At 64.7% G+C, this 16,796-nt stretch carries 14 protein-coding genes and 1 tRNA gene; 3 read left to right on the top strand and 12 right to left on the bottom strand.

Annotation, left to right across the window (positions count from 1 at the left end):
* The first annotated feature begins 341 nt into the window (after positions 1–341).
* Positions 342–2,648, top strand: a complete 2,307-nt coding sequence (locus ACQR07_RS00650) for a transglycosylase SLT domain-containing protein (protein WP_434900468.1) — start codon at positions 342–344, stop codon at positions 2,646–2,648.
* A 73-nt stretch (positions 2,649–2,721) separates the two neighbouring features.
* Here ACQR07_RS00650 and ACQR07_RS00645 read toward each other — a convergent pair whose 3' ends face one another.
* The 5 genes from ACQR07_RS00645 to ACQR07_RS00625 form a co-directional block, all read right to left on the bottom strand.
* Positions 2,722–4,212, bottom strand: a complete 1,491-nt coding sequence (locus ACQR07_RS00645; protein WP_434900467.1) for a porin — start codon at positions 4,210–4,212, stop codon at positions 2,722–2,724.
* Between the two features lie 639 nt (positions 4,213–4,851).
* Positions 4,852–6,330 (bottom strand): porin, encoded by a 1,479-nt coding sequence (locus ACQR07_RS00640; protein WP_434900466.1) that lies wholly within the window; start codon positions 6,328–6,330, stop codon positions 4,852–4,854.
* Between the two features lie 886 nt (positions 6,331–7,216).
* Positions 7,217–7,310: transfer RNA gene (locus ACQR07_RS00635), tRNA-Ser, on the bottom strand.
* Between the two features lie 145 nt (positions 7,311–7,455).
* Positions 7,456–7,812: a hypothetical protein gene (locus tag ACQR07_RS00630; RefSeq protein WP_434900465.1), complete on the bottom strand. Its 357-nt coding sequence runs from the start codon at positions 7,810–7,812 to the stop codon at positions 7,456–7,458.
* Positions 7,813–8,008: 196 nt separating this feature from the next.
* The gene (locus ACQR07_RS00625) at positions 8,009–8,275 is read right to left on the bottom strand and encodes a hypothetical protein (protein ID WP_434900464.1); all 267 of its coding nucleotides are present in this window, start codon (positions 8,273–8,275) and stop codon (positions 8,009–8,011) included.
* Positions 8,276–9,246: 971 nt separating this feature from the next.
* Here ACQR07_RS00625 and ACQR07_RS00620 point away from each other — a divergent pair.
* Entirely contained in the window at positions 9,247–9,534 is a 288-nt protein-coding gene (locus ACQR07_RS00620) for a hypothetical protein (RefSeq protein WP_434900463.1), read from the top strand.
* A 176-nt stretch (positions 9,535–9,710) separates the two neighbouring features.
* Here the strand turns inward: ACQR07_RS00620 and gatB are convergent, their stop codons facing one another.
* From gatB to ACQR07_RS00585, 7 genes are all read right to left on the bottom strand, one after another.
* Complete coding sequence (gene gatB / locus ACQR07_RS00615) at positions 9,711–11,174, bottom strand: Asp-tRNA(Asn)/Glu-tRNA(Gln) amidotransferase subunit GatB (protein ID WP_434900462.1); 1,464 nt, start codon at positions 11,172–11,174, stop codon at positions 9,711–9,713.
* A gap of 5 nt (positions 11,175–11,179) precedes the next feature.
* Positions 11,180–11,476, bottom strand: a complete 297-nt coding sequence (locus ACQR07_RS00610; protein WP_434900461.1) for a hypothetical protein — start codon at positions 11,474–11,476, stop codon at positions 11,180–11,182.
* Entirely contained in the window at positions 11,467–12,942 is a 1,476-nt protein-coding gene (gatA, locus tag ACQR07_RS00605; protein WP_434900460.1) for an Asp-tRNA(Asn)/Glu-tRNA(Gln) amidotransferase subunit GatA, read from the bottom strand. The genes ACQR07_RS00610 and gatA overlap by 10 nt, the downstream gene beginning before the upstream one ends.
* Positions 12,939–13,172, bottom strand: coding sequence for a hypothetical protein (locus ACQR07_RS00600; RefSeq protein WP_434900459.1), 234 nt, complete (start codon positions 13,170–13,172; stop codon positions 12,939–12,941). The genes gatA and ACQR07_RS00600 overlap by 4 nt, the downstream gene beginning before the upstream one ends.
* Positions 13,173–13,238: 66 nt before the next feature.
* Positions 13,239–13,526 (bottom strand): Asp-tRNA(Asn)/Glu-tRNA(Gln) amidotransferase subunit GatC, encoded by a 288-nt coding sequence (gene gatC / locus ACQR07_RS00595; protein ID WP_434900458.1) that lies wholly within the window; start codon positions 13,524–13,526, stop codon positions 13,239–13,241.
* Positions 13,527–13,646: 120 nt separating this feature from the next.
* Positions 13,647–14,723: an NAD(P)H-dependent flavin oxidoreductase gene (locus ACQR07_RS00590; protein WP_434900457.1), complete on the bottom strand. Its 1,077-nt coding sequence runs from the start codon at positions 14,721–14,723 to the stop codon at positions 13,647–13,649.
* A gap of 25 nt (positions 14,724–14,748) precedes the next feature.
* Positions 14,749–15,732, bottom strand: coding sequence for an NAD(P)H-dependent flavin oxidoreductase (locus tag ACQR07_RS00585; protein ID WP_434900456.1), 984 nt, complete (start codon positions 15,730–15,732; stop codon positions 14,749–14,751).
* Between the two features lie 105 nt (positions 15,733–15,837).
* On the opposite strand from ACQR07_RS00585, the gene ACQR07_RS00580 reads away from it, so the two are divergent.
* On the top strand, positions 15,838–16,728 hold the full coding sequence (locus ACQR07_RS00580) for a LysR substrate-binding domain-containing protein (protein WP_434900455.1): 891 nt from the start codon (positions 15,838–15,840) through the stop codon (positions 16,726–16,728).
* Positions 16,729–16,796 lie beyond the last annotated feature (68 nt).

Below are 16,796 nucleotides of genomic sequence, written 5' to 3'. Positions count from 1 at the left end.
AAACGCGTGCGGCCCTGTCCAAGCGCACTTCATACCGGGTCCAGAGACAGGGCGGAAGGCCCGCCCTCGCCAGAGCTGCCTTCTCAACAAGCACCTCACCCCCGGCGAATCAGCTGCTTCGGGTGTGCACCGTCCGGGGGCGCGTGAAACGACGCCGTTTCCGGCGCCGAGCCATCCAGACCTCGGTTTTGCGTTGCAGTATCGCACCGCCGCCCTTCGGTCGTGATTTTGCCGCGGTGTTGGCGCAGGTTGCAACCGATCCCAGTACATTTAGGATTTGTTCACCTTTTCGATAGACCAAGGTCGTCAGGGATCGAAGTCATCCGCCGCAAAGGAACGCCGTGCCCTTTTTTGCCCGCGCTGCCGCATTGCGATCGACCGCCCTGTCGCTGTCTCTCTCGGTATCACTGGCCGTGGGCCTGACGCTCGGATGCGCAGGCGGAGACGTCGCCCAGGCCAAGGACAAGGTGCCGCTGCCGAAGGCGCGGCCGATCGCCCGCGGCGCAACGCCCAAGAGTCCTGCGAGCCCGACTGATGCTGCGGAGATTCGCAGCAAGTCCGACGCCCGCGCGGAGATCAAGGCCGACACGAAAGGCGCCAAGGGCTCCGGTGAGCCGCCGCGGACGGCTCCCAGGGACCTCACGCCCGGAGCGACCGCGCCGAGCCTGCCCCCGCGCCAGCACGCCGCCCTGCCCGCCTCCCGCAAGCCGGTGATTCCCGCCGCTGTCGCCGCGACGTCCTCGACCTCGGAATCCGACAAGGAGGCGCTCGGTAACGTCATCGAGCTGGTGCGCAAGCGCAAGCCGGACGACGCCACCCAGGTCGAGCAGGCCATCTCCGATCCGGTTGCCCGCAAGCTCGCCGAATGGGTGATCCTGCGCAGCGACAACAACAATGCCAGCGTCGAGCGCTATCGGGCGTTCATCACCGCGAATCCGAGCTGGCCATCGCAGAGCTTCCTGCGCCGCCGCCTCGAAGCCGCGCTATGGGACGACAAGCGCGACGATGCGGTGGTGTGGTCCTGGTTCGAGAACGAGTCGCCACTCTCGGCCAAGGGCCGATTCGCGCTTGCCCGCGTGATGCTCAATCGCGGCGACCGTGCCAATGCCGAACGCCTGGTGCGCGACGCCTGGCGCGGCGATGCAATGTCGGAGGACACCGAGAACAATATTCTCGACCAGTTCGGCCCGCTGATCTCCGGAGGCGATCACAAGGCGCGGATGGACACGCTGCTGTATGGCAGCGAGCACGAGGCGGCGCTGCGCGCGGCCAGGCGCCTCGGTGCCGGCTATGTGGCTTTGGCCAAGGCGAGGATCGCAGCCTATCGGAAGGCCTCCAACAGCCGCCCGCTGCTCGACGCCGTTCCGCACGAGCTGCATGGCGATGCCGGCTACATGTTCAGCCGTATCCAGCTGCTTCGGCGCGACGAGAAGTTTGCCGAGGCGGCGCAGCTGATGCTGAGCGCGCCGAAGGATCCGGGCCGGCTGCACAATCTCGACGAATGGTGGATCGAACGCCGTCTGCTGTCGCGCAAGATGATCGACAGCGGCGACTACCGCAGCGCCTATCTGATCGCGCGGGACGCGGCGCTGCCGAATCGCGACATCTACAAGACCGAGCAGGAATTCACCGCCGGCTGGATCGCGCTGCGGTTCCTCAACGATCCCCAGACCGCCGCGCAGCATTTCGCCCGCATCGGGGTGGGCAGCGTCAATCCGACCACACTGGCGCGGGCCGGCTATTGGCAGGGCCGCGCCGCGGAAGCGATGGGTCGCGCCCAGGAGGCGCGCGCGGCCTATACGTCGGCAGCCGAGCAGTCGACGAGCTATTACGGGCAGCTGGCGCGGGCCAAGCTCGGCCTGCCGCAGCTCGGGCTGAACGGAGCCCCGACCGGCCGCGGCCGTAGTGTCGAGCGGCTCGAAGTCGTACGCGCCGCGCAGCTGCTGTACGAACTCGACGAAGGCGAGGTCGCGATCCCGATGTTCGCCGACATGGGCGACAATGGCGATCCGGATGTGCTGGTCGGTCTTGCCGAGATCGCCGGGCGGCACAGTGACGCCCGCGCGATGCTGCTGGTCGGCAAGGCGGCCCTCAACCGCGGGCTGCCGTTCGACCATTACGCCTATCCGGTCAACGGCATTCCGGCGTTCCGGTCGATCGGGCCCGAGGTCGAGCAGAGCGTGATCTTCTCGATCGCGCGCCAGGAAAGCGCCTTCAACCAGGCCGTGGTGTCCCCGGCGCAAGCCTATGGGTTGATGCAGGTGACGCCGGATGCCGGCCGCTACGTCTGCAAGCGTGCCGGCGTCAGCTTCGACCTGAGCCGGATGAAGACCGACCCGGTCTACAACGCCCAGCTTGGCGCAGCCGAACTCGGCGGCCTGCTCGAGGACTACCGTGGCTCCTACATCATGACGTTCGCGGCCTACAATGCCGGCCGCGGCAGCGTGAAGAAATGGATCGATCGCTACGGCGACCCGCGCGATCCCAAGGTGGACGCGGTCGACTGGGTCGAGCTGATCCCGTTCGCGGAAACCCGCAACTACGTGCAGCGCGTGATGGAGAATCTGCAGGTCTATCGCGCCCGCTTCGGCGGCGGATCACGGCTGCAGATCGAGGCCGATCTGCGCCGTGGGTCCGTTGTCGAGTAGCGAGGAACGAGGCTGACGATCGATTGTCCGTCAGCCCCTATTCGCTACTCCCGATTCGCCGCTCGCCCCCTGATCACCAGTTGCGCTGGGCGCGCAGCAGCATCGAGACCGAATCCTGGTCCTTCAGCTGGTAGGTGGCTGCGGGCTTCGCCACGGCGGCGACGGCCGGAGCGACAGCGGTGCCGGTGAACTTCTGATCCAGCCGGGTCCATGCCACATCGGCCGAGAACGTCAGGTTCTTGACCGGCGTCCAGCGGGTGACCACGCCGAGTGTCGAGATATTGAAGTCCGGATTGCAGTTGGCCGCTGCGATCTTCAGATCGACGATGCCTGCGCCGTTGCAGATCAGAGCCTTGGCCGTGGCGTTGTAACGCACGGCGGCATAGGAGCCGTAGACGGCCGTGTTCCAGAACGGATCCCAATTATGGGTGAACGCGCCGCGGACACCGTAAGTCGTCGTCAGTTGCTGCTGGGTTCCGGTCGCGAACACGGAGTCGGAGACGCCGGCGAAGCCGAGGCTCTGGTAGGCGCCGGCCATGTTGGAGCCGCCGTACATCGCGTAGTTGATCGGCGAGAGGCTCTGGAAATTGTAGCGGCTGGCGCCGTTGGTGTAGACGCCCTGCACATTGATCGTGTCGCCGACACCAGTCGGGATGTTCTTGACCGACAACGCCAGCTGGGCGGCGTAGCCCCACTTGTCGGCCGGATGGCCCGTCACTTCCGTGGCACCGTTGAACCCGGTGTGGTTGTCGTGGGCCGCGACCGACGCCTGGACGAGACCCCAGGCCTGGTCGACGCGCACCATGCCGATGATGTCGGGAGCCACGTTGCCGCCGAACGATGCCGTGCCGTAGTTGCCGGTGAGCACACCGGCCGCAGTCTGTCCCCCCGTGTTGAAGATGTTGGACTGCGAGTACAGCGTCGGATCCTGCGCCGAAATCGCCGCCGTGATCCCGGAGCCGAAATCAGCCGTATAGGTGAACTGGTTGACGCCAGTAATGGTACCGCCGCCGCCGGGCAGGCCGTCGAAAGTGTTGCCGGGATAGTTCGCCCAGGGTGCATCGAATTGCGACAGGGCCCTACCCATGGTGAAACCGGCGAACTGGATGAAGGCGTTGAAGACGCCGAGTGTGCCGCCGCCGATCGCGTCACCGGTGAAGGTCGACGGGTTCGACCCAGTGACGGTACCGCCGGTAAATTGGAACGCACCTTCGAAGAAGGTGCGGACGACGCCGTACTCCGTCGCCGTGCGGGTATCGATGGTCAAGTCGGCGCGCGAGCGGGTCGTGAAGTAGTTGCTGAGGCGGTTGCGGGCACCGCCGGCACCATTGGTCTGGTTCTGGAAGACGTTGTTGGTATTGAACGCGGCTTCGGCTCGAATATAGCCGCCCAACTTGATGCACGTGTCGGTTCCCGGAATGTAGAAGAAGCCGGCGCCGTACAGCGAGCAGACCCGCACATACTCGATCGCCTTCGCCTTGATCGGGAGGTCGGCGGCCTGAGCTCCACCGACAGCGAGCACCGCCGCCGCCGAGCCAAGTACAAGGCTCTTCACCGTCTTCATTCCAACCTCCAAACTGCTGTCTTAGTCACGTTATCTGGATCACGGCCCACATCCCGGCGCCCACCAGCTCCGGTCCGATCACCTATTGGCGGCACCGTGACAGCGATTAGGGTTGGGGTCGCAGCGCTCGCGGGGCACTTTTGGTGTATTCTCGGACCATTCTCGTGGCGGTGCGAAAGAAGAACACGCGTTGTGCCTTATGCTCGGCACGGCGTTGCCCCCGCATGGACGCGAATGCTTCGCGGATTCTTCGCGATGGAACTCGGCAGACGCGACCTGCACCCCGAAAATCAGCAGCCACGAGCGCGCAACAGCGATCGCTGCCCACAAACTGCGAGCGGCTCGCAAGAATAGTCCCTGTTCAGGAAGATGGCGCGCCCCGGGCCTGACCCAGCTTTGGCCAGCGCGAATTTGGGCGTGCCTGCCACAAGTCCACGCCCTACTGGAATCGGTCAGTCGGACGACGAATTTTCGCCGTGCCAGGGTCTTCCGCCGTGCCGGACCTGGGCATGGGTCGGACAGGCTCGTCAGGCGACAGGAGACGCGACCGCCACTGCGACTCGGTTCTTACCGGCGCATACAAAAACCCCCGGCAGTTGCCTGCCGGGGGTCTGTTCGATCACCGTCGGATGACGAGGATCAGAAGTTACGCTGAGCGCGCAGCAGGAAGTTCAGCGAGTTCTGGTCCTTCAGCTCGTACACGTTCGCCGGCTTGCCGAACGCGGCAACCGCCGTGTTCGCGCCCGAAATCGTGCCGGAGTACTTCTGGTCGAGGTTCATCCAGTGCACGTCAGCCGTGAACGCCAGGCCCTTGACCGGGGTCCAGACAACGTTCGCGCCGACAACACCGACGTTGAAGTCAGGGTTACAGACCGCACCAGCGGACGGGCCAAGGGTCGCGAAGTTGTTGCAGATCAGAGCACTACCCGCGGCGCCATAACGCACCTGAGCATAGCCACCGTAGAGGCCGGTCGCCCAGTTCGGGCTCCAGTTGTGGGTGTAGCCACCGCGGAAGCCCCAGGCCTTGGAGGTCTCGATCTGGGTACCAGCGGCACCGAACACGCCGTCAACCAAGCTGGCGAAACCGACGCTCTGGTAGGCCGTGGTCGAACCGCTGTACATGCCGAAGTTCAGCGGCCAAGCGATATTGCCGAGAACAGCGTGGATGTCACCGTCGGCGTACACCGCCTGCATGTTGATCGAGTCACCCGGACCCGTCGGGATGTTCTTGATCGACAGGCCAGCCTGAACTGCCCAGCCCCACTTGTCGCTCGGATGACCAGTGATTTCCGACGCGCCGTAGTAGGTCGGGTGGATGTCGTGCGCCGCAACGCCGAACTGGAAGAGACCCCAAGCCTGGTCGACACGGACCGCGCCGACGATGTCAGGAGAACGCGAACCGCCCCAGCTGTTGGTGCCGTAGATGCCGCTCTGGAACTGACCGGCGGTCGGAACGATCGACGTATTGAAGACGTTCGCCTGGCCGTTACCGGGAGTGGTCGGATCTTCCAGCGCGATCGAAGCAGTGACGCCCTGGCCGAAGTCAGCCGTGTAGGCGACCTGGTTGATACCGGTCACGTGGTTGCTGCCGCCCGGAACGGTGTCGGGACCGCCAGCCGGATAGCCCTGCCACGGCATGTCGAAGATCGAGACCGTGCGACCGAACGTGAATCCAGCGAACTGGATGAACGCATGGTACAAACCGAGGCCCGCTGCAGCGCCAGCACCCGCCGTGCCGCTATCCACCGTGAAGACCATGTCGGCAAAGGTGCGAACCACGCCGTACTCGGTCGCCGTGCGCGTATCGACGTTGAAGTCCATACGAGCGCGGGTGGTCCAGTAGTTGGTCAGGCGATTGTTCGAACCAGCGTTGCTGGTGCCCGAGCTGCCCATGAAACCATAGTCGCCGCCTGCGCCAGTATAGTCGGCGCGAACGTAGCCGCCGAGCTTGATGCAGGTGTCAGTGCCGGGGATGTAGTAGAAACCCGCACCGTACAGGGAGCAAACCTTCACATACTCGACCGCTTTGGCCTTGATCGGAAGGTCGGCCGCCTGGGCTCCGCTCATGGCGAACAGGGCCGCCGCTGAGCCGAGGATAAGGCTCTTAACCGTCTTCATGTTAAACCTCCAAGTTGCTCTCTTGGGAAATTCCGGATCAAGATCCCCCAGGACGATCCGCTTCTCCCATCCCGAAAAACCGCTTCAGCCGCTTCGCGCCATCGGACACTCCCGCATCACGCGAGGGACTTTAGCGAAACCTCTGTAACGGGACGATCGAGTAACCCCCCACCGTCGTCAGGAACTATGCCTTCGCTCGTTTGGTAAGCAAAACGGTTTGTGCATTGGTGCCATCGAATGGACACACGATGTGGCCCGCCAGCAACAGTGGATGTGGGTATGCGGCACCGCAAAATTTCGCCCGCCGATCGAGCCAAGCCACTGTCTGATATCGCTTTTTTAGCAGCCTTGATGACGGCAGAAACCCGGCGCAACGCAATCCCGCGTTCATCGTTGAGCCGGGAGCGGGTCCACTTGAGATTGCGGAAGGGGCACACCGTGGGCCGATATGAGCCGGAATCACGTCGCGCGACAGAATCGCCACGAGGTGACAACGCCCGGCCTTGGGTGCCGTGGTGTTGCTCGCTGGACACGACAGGCGCGCTCCGAAGAGCAGCCCGCAGATTCAAACGTCGATCAAAAAGAGATGGGCCCGCACACAAGACGAGTCGCCCAGCTGTCAGACCATCCTTGCGTAAGGCGGCCATGCGGCGCGACGACTCGAATCGCGGATCGCTTGTCCTGGGCGTCGACAACAACAATGGAGAGACCGCCGGCCTGATCCGCCCGCTCTCCATGTTGGAGAGCCTGAATGTTCGACTGATGAATGTCGGGACGGCCCGCTCGCAGGACAGCCAAAATGTCGTACAGGCTGAAGGTCGGACGATCTCAAAAGTCTGGGGGGGCTAACCGTCCGAGGCGCCCGAGATCTGGCGGAGACGAGATCTGGCGGAGACGGAGGGATTCGAACCCTCGATAGGGCTTTACAACCCTATAACGGTTTAGCAAACCGCCGCCTTCAGCCACTCGGCCACGTCTCCGGCTGTGCTCCGTATGCCCCACTCGGCGCCGCACCGCAAGCGGCAGATGCGCCCAGGATAGCCTGGACCGCAGCCTTCGGCGCAGGCTCGTGCGTTGACCGAGTCTCGAGGTGACGACGGCCGCGCGCCCCATCCGGAGCGAGCCTCAGTCGAACAGGTTCCTGCTGATATTGATCACGAAGGCGGCGGGCACGCCGATCACGGCGCCCACGAAGCCGTAGCCGAGCGCCGCCCACCAGGACGACGTCCCTCCTGCCCCCATCACCGCGCCATACAACGTGCCGAGACCAGCACACAGCGCAGTGATGACGACGAGACGCTGGTCGTTGGTGGCCTCGACCCGCAACCGCCGCAACTCGCGCCGGCTCTGCACCAGAGACCCGGCCGGCTCGGTCGACCCGCAATGCGGGCACGCGGCTGCGCTGAACGACACGCCGTTCCCGCAGTCATGGCAGTCGATCAGTTCCTGCCGTCCCGCCTGTCGCTGCCGTGCCTGCCTCATGTCCATCGATCCCGCCACCGTGAATCACTTGTGCGGACAGATAGGAGATTTGGCGGCGGACGACGAGGCTTGCTCTCGACGCCCCAAGGATTTCAGCCGATCTCAGCCGATCACCCCGCGAACGGATCTCGACGCGGCGTCACGGCTTGGCCGATCTTGCCGCCATTCTCGACGAGGGCTGAGCTGGACCAGATGATCAGTGCGCCGTCATCCAGGCCCGCGCCTCGCGCTGCGCCGCGGCGATCTCGGATTCCGACATCTGCTCGGCGATCTCACGGCGCATCGCGACGGCGTCCGCGCGTCCCCTGAGGGCGGCGAGATTGAACCATTTGTGCGCGGCGATCAGATCGACCACGCCATCGCGGCCGCTCGCATAGAGCATGCCGAGATCGAACAGCACGTCGCCATTGGCGCCCTGCTCCGCGGTGGTCACATCAACGAAATCGAGTTGTCCCTGAAACATCGTCGCTCTCCTTCATTCAAGGAGGCGGCTCGCATCCCGAGCTCTGCCCCCGTCCAACTGTTCAACGCCTGGTTAGTCCCCATGCCGTTTGACGGCTTATGCGCGAAGGATGGCCGATCAAGTTTGAAGGGCAGTTTAAGCATCGTGCTGAAAGAAGCCTGAACGCAAACCGGCCGATCTTTCAGGCCGAGGCGCAAGCGCTTGATCGGGATTGATTTTTCTGAAGCGGTGAGAACCGGTTTACCGTTCTGTTTGGCAAACCTCTAACCATCCGCAAAACGCGATGGCGCCGCCGTTGCAACCGCCGGCACGTACGCGCCGGGACCGCAGGAGGAGCGCAGCCGCCAGCACCAGCCTGCAATCGGGCATGCTCGCGCCGAAGCTCGGGGGCTTCGCTGCCGCAGCGATCATCGCGCGGCGAGCTGATCCGCCGCCTGGCTCTCTGATTGTCGAATGGGAGGAACATGTCAGGCGCGCGGCCATCGGGCGCGGCCAGGATCGAGGGCGTCGGCGAACACGTCAGGACCAGATCTCACACTGGCTGTTAGCCGCTGGGGCTGTTAGCCGATGGTGAGATTGCAGACCGAATGGCGATCTGCACCGAACGAAGAAATCCTGTTTCTTCTGCCGGACCGGATTGTGAGCGAAGCCGCCCTCAAGTTCGATCCGACCGTTGACCTGATGTCTCGCCGACACCCTCTATCGTCTGTTGGAGCTTCAGGAGATCTGCCGGCTCCGGAGGAGCGCTGCCGACCTTCGTTCCAACGACGTGCCGGCATCAGCTGCCGGACTCATCTCGCAGGGACTGCGAGAGTTACTTCTTCTTGGCGACCTTCTTGGTCTTCTTGGCGGTCTTCTTCGCAGCGGTCTTCGCGACCTTCTTCACTGCCTTCTTCGCCTTCTTCGCTTTCTTGGCCATGTTGCCCTCCGATGTGAGATGGCTTAGTCGATGCGTGCACTCGGGAATCGAGATGCACTCCACATCGATACACCAACGAGTGAAAAAAAACAGCTTCCGGCTTAAGGAAGTGTTGACAGCCACGCGCGCGCACGGCTGGCGCAAGGCGCGAAGCAGAGCGGCGCTCGACGACGAATTCGCGATCGTCGATGTCAGCAAGCCAACACCTGCTACTAATAGCCATCGCAAGAAAAGCCTGCGCTACAAGCCATTCCCGAACGACTGCATAAGGCGGCGAGACTCGCGCGATGCGCGGAGCAGCGCGCAGACTCATGCGACAAGAGGGGCGCGCGGACTCTGAGTCGTAAATTTTGGCAACGAAAAAATTTTCATCGTACACGCCCTCGTGTGCGTTCGAGCGCTCGCCAAAGGTGGCTTTTCTGCGAATCGCGTGCGGCGATTCGCGGAACGCGAGCGGCAAACGAAAACGGCGCGCACCATGTGCGCGCCGCCGGAACGAAGACGAACGATCGCCGTTCAGATGCCGAGCTTGCTCTTCAGCAGATCGTTGACCGCCTGCGGGTTGGCCTTGCCGCCAGACGCCTTCATCACCTGACCGACGAACCAGCCGGCGAGCTGCGGCTTGGCGATGGCCTGCGCGACCTTGTCCGGATTGGCCGCGATGATCTCGTCGACCACCTTCTCGATCGCGCCGAGATCGGTCACCTGCTTCATGCCGCGGCTCTCGACCAGCGCGCGCGGATCACCGCCCTCGCTCCAGACGATCTCGAACAGGTCCTTGGCGATCTTGCCGGAGATCGTCCCCTCGCCGATCAGCGCGATGATGCCAGCGAGCTGTTCGGCCGCCACCGGAGAGGACGAGATGTCGCGCCCTTCCTTGTTAAGGCGGGCAGAAAGCTCGTTGAGTACCCAATTGGCGGCAAGCTTGCCGTCACGCCCGGTCGCAACCGTTTCAAAATAGTCCGCGAGAGCCCGTTCTCTCGACAGCAGCTCCGCGTCGTAAAGCGGAAGCCCAAAATCAGTCATGAACCGAGCTCGTTTCTGGTGCGCGAATTCGGGCAGTTCTGCCTTGAGTCTATCGACTTCGACCTGAGTCAAGACCAGTGGCAACAGGTCTGGATCCGGAAAATACCGATAGTCGTGTGCGTCTTCCTTGGAGCGCATCGAGCGCGTTTCGCCAGCCTCTGGATCGTAGAGCCGGGTCTCCTGCTCGATTTCGCCGCCACCCTCCAGGATTCCGATCTGGCGGTTTGCCTCATAGTCGATCGCAAAACCGATGAAATTGATCGAGTTCATGTTCTTTATCTCGCAGCGGGTGCCGAGCGGCTCGCCCGGCCTGCGGACGGAAACGTTCACATCGGCGCGCAAGGAGCCCTTCTCCATGTCGCCATCGCAGGTGCCGAGATAGCGCATAATAGAGCGTAACTTTGTTATAAAGTTCATCGCATCTATGGGTGAACGGATATCCGGCTTGGAGACGATCTCCATTAGCGCAACGCCTGACCGATTGAGGTCCACATAGGACAGGTTCGGGTCTCGATCGTGTATCAATTTGCCTGCATCTTGCTCAAGGTGAATGCGTTCAATGCCGATCTTGACTGTGGTGTTGTCGTCCGAGTCGATCTCTAGCTCCCCCTCGCCGACGATCGGGTCCTTGTACTGGCTGATCTGGTAGCCCTGCGGCAGGTCGGGGTAGAAATAGTTCTTGCGGTCGAACACCGAGCGCAGGTTGATCTTGGCGTTGAGGCCGAGCCCGGTGCGCACGGCTTGGCGGACGCACTCCTCGTTGATGACCGGCAGCATGCCAGGCATCGCCGCGTCGACCAGCGATACGTGGCTGTTGGGATCGCCGCCGAAGGCGGTGGAAGCGCCCGAGAACAGTTTGGACTTCGAGGTGACCTGGGCATGGATCTCCATGCCGATCACGACCTCCCAGTCGCCGGTGGCACCCTTCATCAGCTTGCCGCTGGTTGCCGTCATGGCCCTCAACTCCCCATCAGCGCGGAGACGATCCGCTCGAATTCGATATCCAGCGCATCCGCCGCCACCGGCTGCCCGGCCTGGCGATACCAGTAGCCGGCATTGCCGAGGTCGCCTTCGACGCGATGCAGATGCGCGTGCGCCCAGGCCGCGTCGCGGCCGGTCTCGTCCTGGATGATCCTGTGCGCCCGGTCCCAGTCGCCCTTCGCCAGCCACCACAGGCCGGTCAGCACAGGCGTGAGCCCAGCCGCGGGCGCGTCGCCCGCGAGGCTCGTGTTGAATTCGGCGAGGGTTACCACCACCGGACCGGCGTGAAGCGTCCCGCCGCCTGCTCAATCACCTCGCCGAGCGAGAACAGCGCCTCCTCGTCGAACGGACGGCCGATCAGCTGCAGCCCGAGCGGCAGGCCCTGCGCATCCTTGCCGGCCGGCACCGCGATGCCGGGAAGACCGGCCATGTTCACCGTCACCGTGAAGATGTCGTTGAGATACATCTCGACCGGATCGGCGCCGCCCTTCTCGCCGATGCCGAAGGCGGCCGATGGCGTCGCCGGCGTCAGGATCGCGTTCACACCCTTGGCGAAGCAGTCCTCGAAATCCTTCTTGATGAGGGTACGGACCCTCTGCGCCCGGATGTAATAGGCGTCGTAATAGCCGGCCGACAGCACGTAGGTGCCGATCATGACGCGGCGGCGGACCTCGGCCCCAAAACCCTCGGCGCGGGTGTTCTCGTACAGCTCACCGATCGACTTGCCGGGCACGCGCAGGCCGTAGCGGACGCCGTCGTAGCGGGCGAGGTTCGATGACGCTTCCGCTGGCGCGACGATGTAATACGCCGGCAGCGCGTATTTGGTGTGCGGCAGCGACACCTCGACGGTTTCAGCGCCAGCGGCTTCAAGCCACTTACGACCCTCGCTCCACAGCTTCTCGATCTCGGCCGGCATGCCGTCGAGGCGATACTCCTTGGGAATACCGATCTTCATGCCCTTCACGGACTTGCCGATCGCGGCCTCGTAGTCCGGAACGGGGATGTCGACCGAGGTCGTGTCCTTCTCGTCGTGGCCGGCCATCGAGCGCAAGAGGATCGCGGCGTCGCGGGTCGTGCGCGCGATCGGACCGGCCTGGTCGAGCGACGAAGCGAAGGCGACGATGCCCCAGCGCGAGCAGCGGCCATAGGTCGGCTTGATGCCGACGGTGGCGGTGAACGCCGCGGGCTGGCGGATCGAGCCGCCGGTGTCGGTCGCGGTCGCGCCCATGCACAACAGCGCCGCCACGGCAGAGGCCGAGCCGCCGGACGAGCCGCCCGGCACCAGCGTGGTGTTGGAGCCCTCGCGGCGCCAGGGGTTGCCGACCGGGCCGAAGCAGGAGGTCTCGTTGGACGAGCCCATCGCGAACTCGTCATTGTTGAGCTTGCCGAGCATGACCGCGCCGTCGCGCCACAGCTGCGAGGTCACCGTCGATTCATAAGTCGGCACGAAGTTGCCGAGGATCTTCGAGCACGCCGTGGTGCGGACGTCCTTGGTGGCGAACAGATCCTTGATCCCGAGCGGAATGCCGGCCAGCGGCCCGCCCTCGCCCTTATTGAGCTTGGCGTCGGCGTCGCGCGCCATCGCGCGCGCCTGGTCCGGCGTCTCCAGCACGAAGGCATTGAGCGCCCGTGCCTCCTCGATCGCCTTGAGATGGGCGTCGGTCAGCTCGAGCGACGTGAAGGTCTTGTCCGCGAGGCCCTTGCGGGCATCGGCGAGCGTCAGCGAAGTCAAATCGGTCATTTGTTGATCGGGCTGCAGAAGAACGGGGAGAGCGTCTTGTCGGCGTCGGCGTCGTCGGCGAAGAACTTGTTCTTCTTGGGGGGAGTCTTATTAGCATTGGACGCCTCGAGCTGGTCGAGGATCTCGTTCACGGCCTTGTCGGGATCGGCGGCCTTGCCCTGCCGCTCCATCGCGTCGAGATAATCCATATAGGCCTTGTAGGCCGCTTCATCGTCGCAGAGCAGGCACATGGCGTTGGCTCGCTTGTCGGTTTGAAGGAGCGGACGCGCGACGAACGCACGCCAAACTGCCCCGGGCTATTCCACCACCTTCGGCACAAGGAAGAAGTTGTTCTCGGTCATCGGCGCGTTCTTGACGATGTCGTCGGCGATGTCGCCGTCGGTGACGATGTCCTGGCGCTTCTTCATCGCCATCGGCGTCACCGAGGTCATCGGCTCGACGCCCTCGACATTGACCTCCGAGAGCTGCTCGACGAAGGCCAGCATCGCATTGAGCTCGCCCTGCAGATGCGGGACCTCGGCGTCAGTGACAGCGATCCGCGCCAATTGCGCGATCTTGCGGACGGTGGCGGCATCGACCGACATTATATAGGGCCTCACGGGACACAGTGAACCCGCCCTATAGCAGAGCCCGCTTTCGCGCCGCAACCGGCAGCCTTCAGGCTTTCCCAGGGCACCGCCCTGCCCGCAACGCCGCCTTTGGCGTCAGCCCGCCAGCTTCGCAAGCCGCGCCAGCGCCTGTTCGGCCAGCGTCCGCGTCAGCTCGGCCGCCGGTCTCTCACCCCCGAGTGGCAGCGCCTGCCCGGCCCAGAGATTGGTGAAATCGACCTTGCCCTGCTTCTCCGCGGCCGCCTTGAGCGGTCCGAGTGCGGTCGCGGCATGCGGAAATGCCGGCGCGTCCGGCGAGATCGGCCCGACTTCGCGCATCACCCGGTTGGCGACGCCGCGCGCCAGCCGGCCGGTCATCACGTTGGTGATGACCGTCGATTCGTCATCGGCGGCGGCCAGTGCGGCGCGCGCGGGCACGCTAACCTTGGATTCGGGACAGCGCAGATAGGCACTGCCGATCTGTACGCCGGAGGCACCGAGCGCGAACGCCGCCGCGATGCCGCGCGCATCGGCGATGCCGCCGGCCGCGATCACCGGCACTTTCACCGCATCCACGATCTGCGGCACCAGCGCAAAGGTGCCGACCTGCTCGGCGAGCTTGTCGGTCAGGAACATGCCGCGATGGCCGCCGGCCTCCGCGCCCTGCGCGATGATGATGTCGGCCCCGTTCCGCTCCAGCCACACCGCCTCGCGGACGACGGTCGCGGACGCCATCACGACGGCACCGGTCGCCTTCACGCGCGCGAGCAGCGACGGCTCAGGCAGGCCGAAATGGAAGCTGACGATTTCCGGCTTCAGTTCCTCGACGACGGCGCACATCGCCGCATCGAACGGCGCACGGTTGGCCGCCGTGACCGGAGCTGCCGGATCCACACCGTACTCTTGATAATAGGCGTCGAGACGCTGCTTCCAGCCCGCCTCCCGGGCAGCATCCGCCTCGACAGGCGTGTGGCAGAAAAAGTTCACGTTGATCGGCGCCGAGACGCGCTGGCGGATGATGTTGACCTGCTCGCGGGCCTTGTCCGCCGAGAGCATCGCGCACGGCAGCGAACCGAGCCCGCCGCCTTGCGCGACTGCGATGACGAGATCGGCGTCCATCACGCCGGCCATCGGCGCGAGCACGATCGGGTGCTCGGTCTTGACGAGATCCAGGAAGCGGCGGTCGGGCCACATGGTTCACCTCACTCTTTATTTTATCTCAGTTCCTGAGCGGCACGGATGAGTTGCGCCGCCCTTGCAGGATCTGCTCGGCCTCGCCGACGATCCGCACGACGATCTCGGCAGCCGGCGGGATATCATGGATCAGCCCGACCGCCTCACCGGCGATGACGGCTGCGACATCGAAATTGCCTTCGGCCCGCGCCTTCACATAGTCGGCCGAGACGCGCTCGACCTGCTGCAGCAGTTCGACCTCGCGCCCCATCCAGCGCCGCGCATGATCGTTGATCAGGCAGCGTCCGGTAAACGGCGCCGGCCAGACGTTGTTGCGCGACAGGTCGAAGATGATGCCGCGTACCGTCTCGCCGGCCTTTGCGCCACAGATGCGCCGCTTGGCCTCGTCGGCGCCGGCAGCTTCCTGGCTGGCATAGAAGCGCGTGCCGAGCAGCACACCGTCGGCACCCAGCATCAGCATCGCGGCGAGCCCGCGGCCGTCCGCGAGCCCACCGGCGGCCACCACCGGCACACGGCCAGCCGCGAGATCGACGATCGCCGGCACGATGTCGAGCGTGGTCCGCGAGGCGCCGTGGCCGCCCGCTTCGGTGCCTTGTGCAATCAGGACGTCGGCCCCGGCCGCGAGCGCCTGCTCCGCCATGGCCTCATCCTGCACCTGGCAGATCAGAAGCGCGCCCGCCTGCTTGATCGCGGGCGCAAAGCGCCGGGGATCGCCGAACGACAGCATCACAGCTGCTGGCTTGGCCGCCAGCGCGATGTCGAGCAGATCGGGCTTCTTCGCCAGCGACCACGTGATGAAGCCGATGCCGAACGGCGCACGCAGGCCATCGAGCTTCGCTGTCTCCTGCATGAGCCACGCGCGATTGCCATAGCCGCCGCCGAGAATGCCGAAGCCGCCGGCTTCGCTGACCGCGCGCACCAGCAGCGCATCGGCAACGACATCCATCGGTGCCAGCAGGATCGGATGATCGATGCCGAGCCTCTCGGTCAGCGCTGTTGTCAGCGGCATGAAGACTCTCCTGCGTTCTGGACGCGGAGACTAGGCGCGGCTAGCATTCTCTGAAAATGAATAGTTGAGAACTCTGCCATCGCAGATTCAAAACGGAGAGCGGCCATGGAACTGAGCGACCTCCAGACCTTTGCCGCGGTGGCGCGCGCCGGCGGCATCACGCGCGCCGCGGAGGTGCTCAACACGGTCCAGTCCAACGTCACGCAAAGGATCAAGGCGCTGGAAGCCGAGATCGGCACCGCCTTGTTCGAACGCCATAGCCGCGGCATGACCCTGACCGGCGCCGGACAGCGCCTGTTGCCTTACGCCGATCGCATCGCGGCGCTGTCGCGTGAAGCCGTGCTGGCCGCGCGTGACGACGGCGAGCCGCAGGGACCGCTGATGATCGGCTCGATGGAGACGACCGCCGCCGTCCGCCTGCCGACGCGGCTCGCCGACTTCCACCGGCGCTTTCCGGCCGTGGCCTTGAGCCTGCGCACCGCGCCAACCGCCGATCTCGTTGCCGGCGTGCTCGACGGCACGCTCGATGGCGCCTTCGTCGCCGGTCCGATCGATCATCCCGACCTCACCGGAATCGTCGCGTTCGAAGAGGAGCTGGTGCTGGTCACGGCACGGCGGTTCGAGAGTCTGACCGCGCTGCGCGCCGCGACACCCGGCTCCGGGCCGACCGCGCTGGTGTTCAGGGCCGGCTGCACCTATCGCCAGCGGCTCGAGCAGGTGTTCAACGATTTCGGCTGGCCCGCCGCATCGCGGATCGAGCTCGGCACCCTCGATGGCATGATCGGCTGCGTCGCCGCCGGCATGGGCGTCGCGCTGCTGCCGCGCGCGGTGGTAACGCGGCATGCGATGAGCGGCAGCGTCGCGTTGCACGCGCTCGATCCGTCCCATGCCCAGGTCGAGACGCTCTTCATCCATCGCCGCGCGGCGCATCGCAGCAGCGCGCTGTCGGCCTTCATGGAAGGCCTCGGCCGCCGGGATCGCGACATCGCGGCGTAGCACTATTCGCCCAGAGATTGTGCATCGGCGTTGCCGTCGCAAGCCGCATTCCACGGCACAAAATGACA

It is taken from the genome of Bradyrhizobium sp. HKCCYLS20291 (assembly GCF_051167715.1).
Lineage (GTDB): Bacteria > Pseudomonadota > Alphaproteobacteria > Rhizobiales > Xanthobacteraceae > Bradyrhizobium.
The sequence above is the reverse complement of the archived record's forward strand: the minus strand, read 5'-3'. Positions and strand labels throughout refer to the sequence as shown.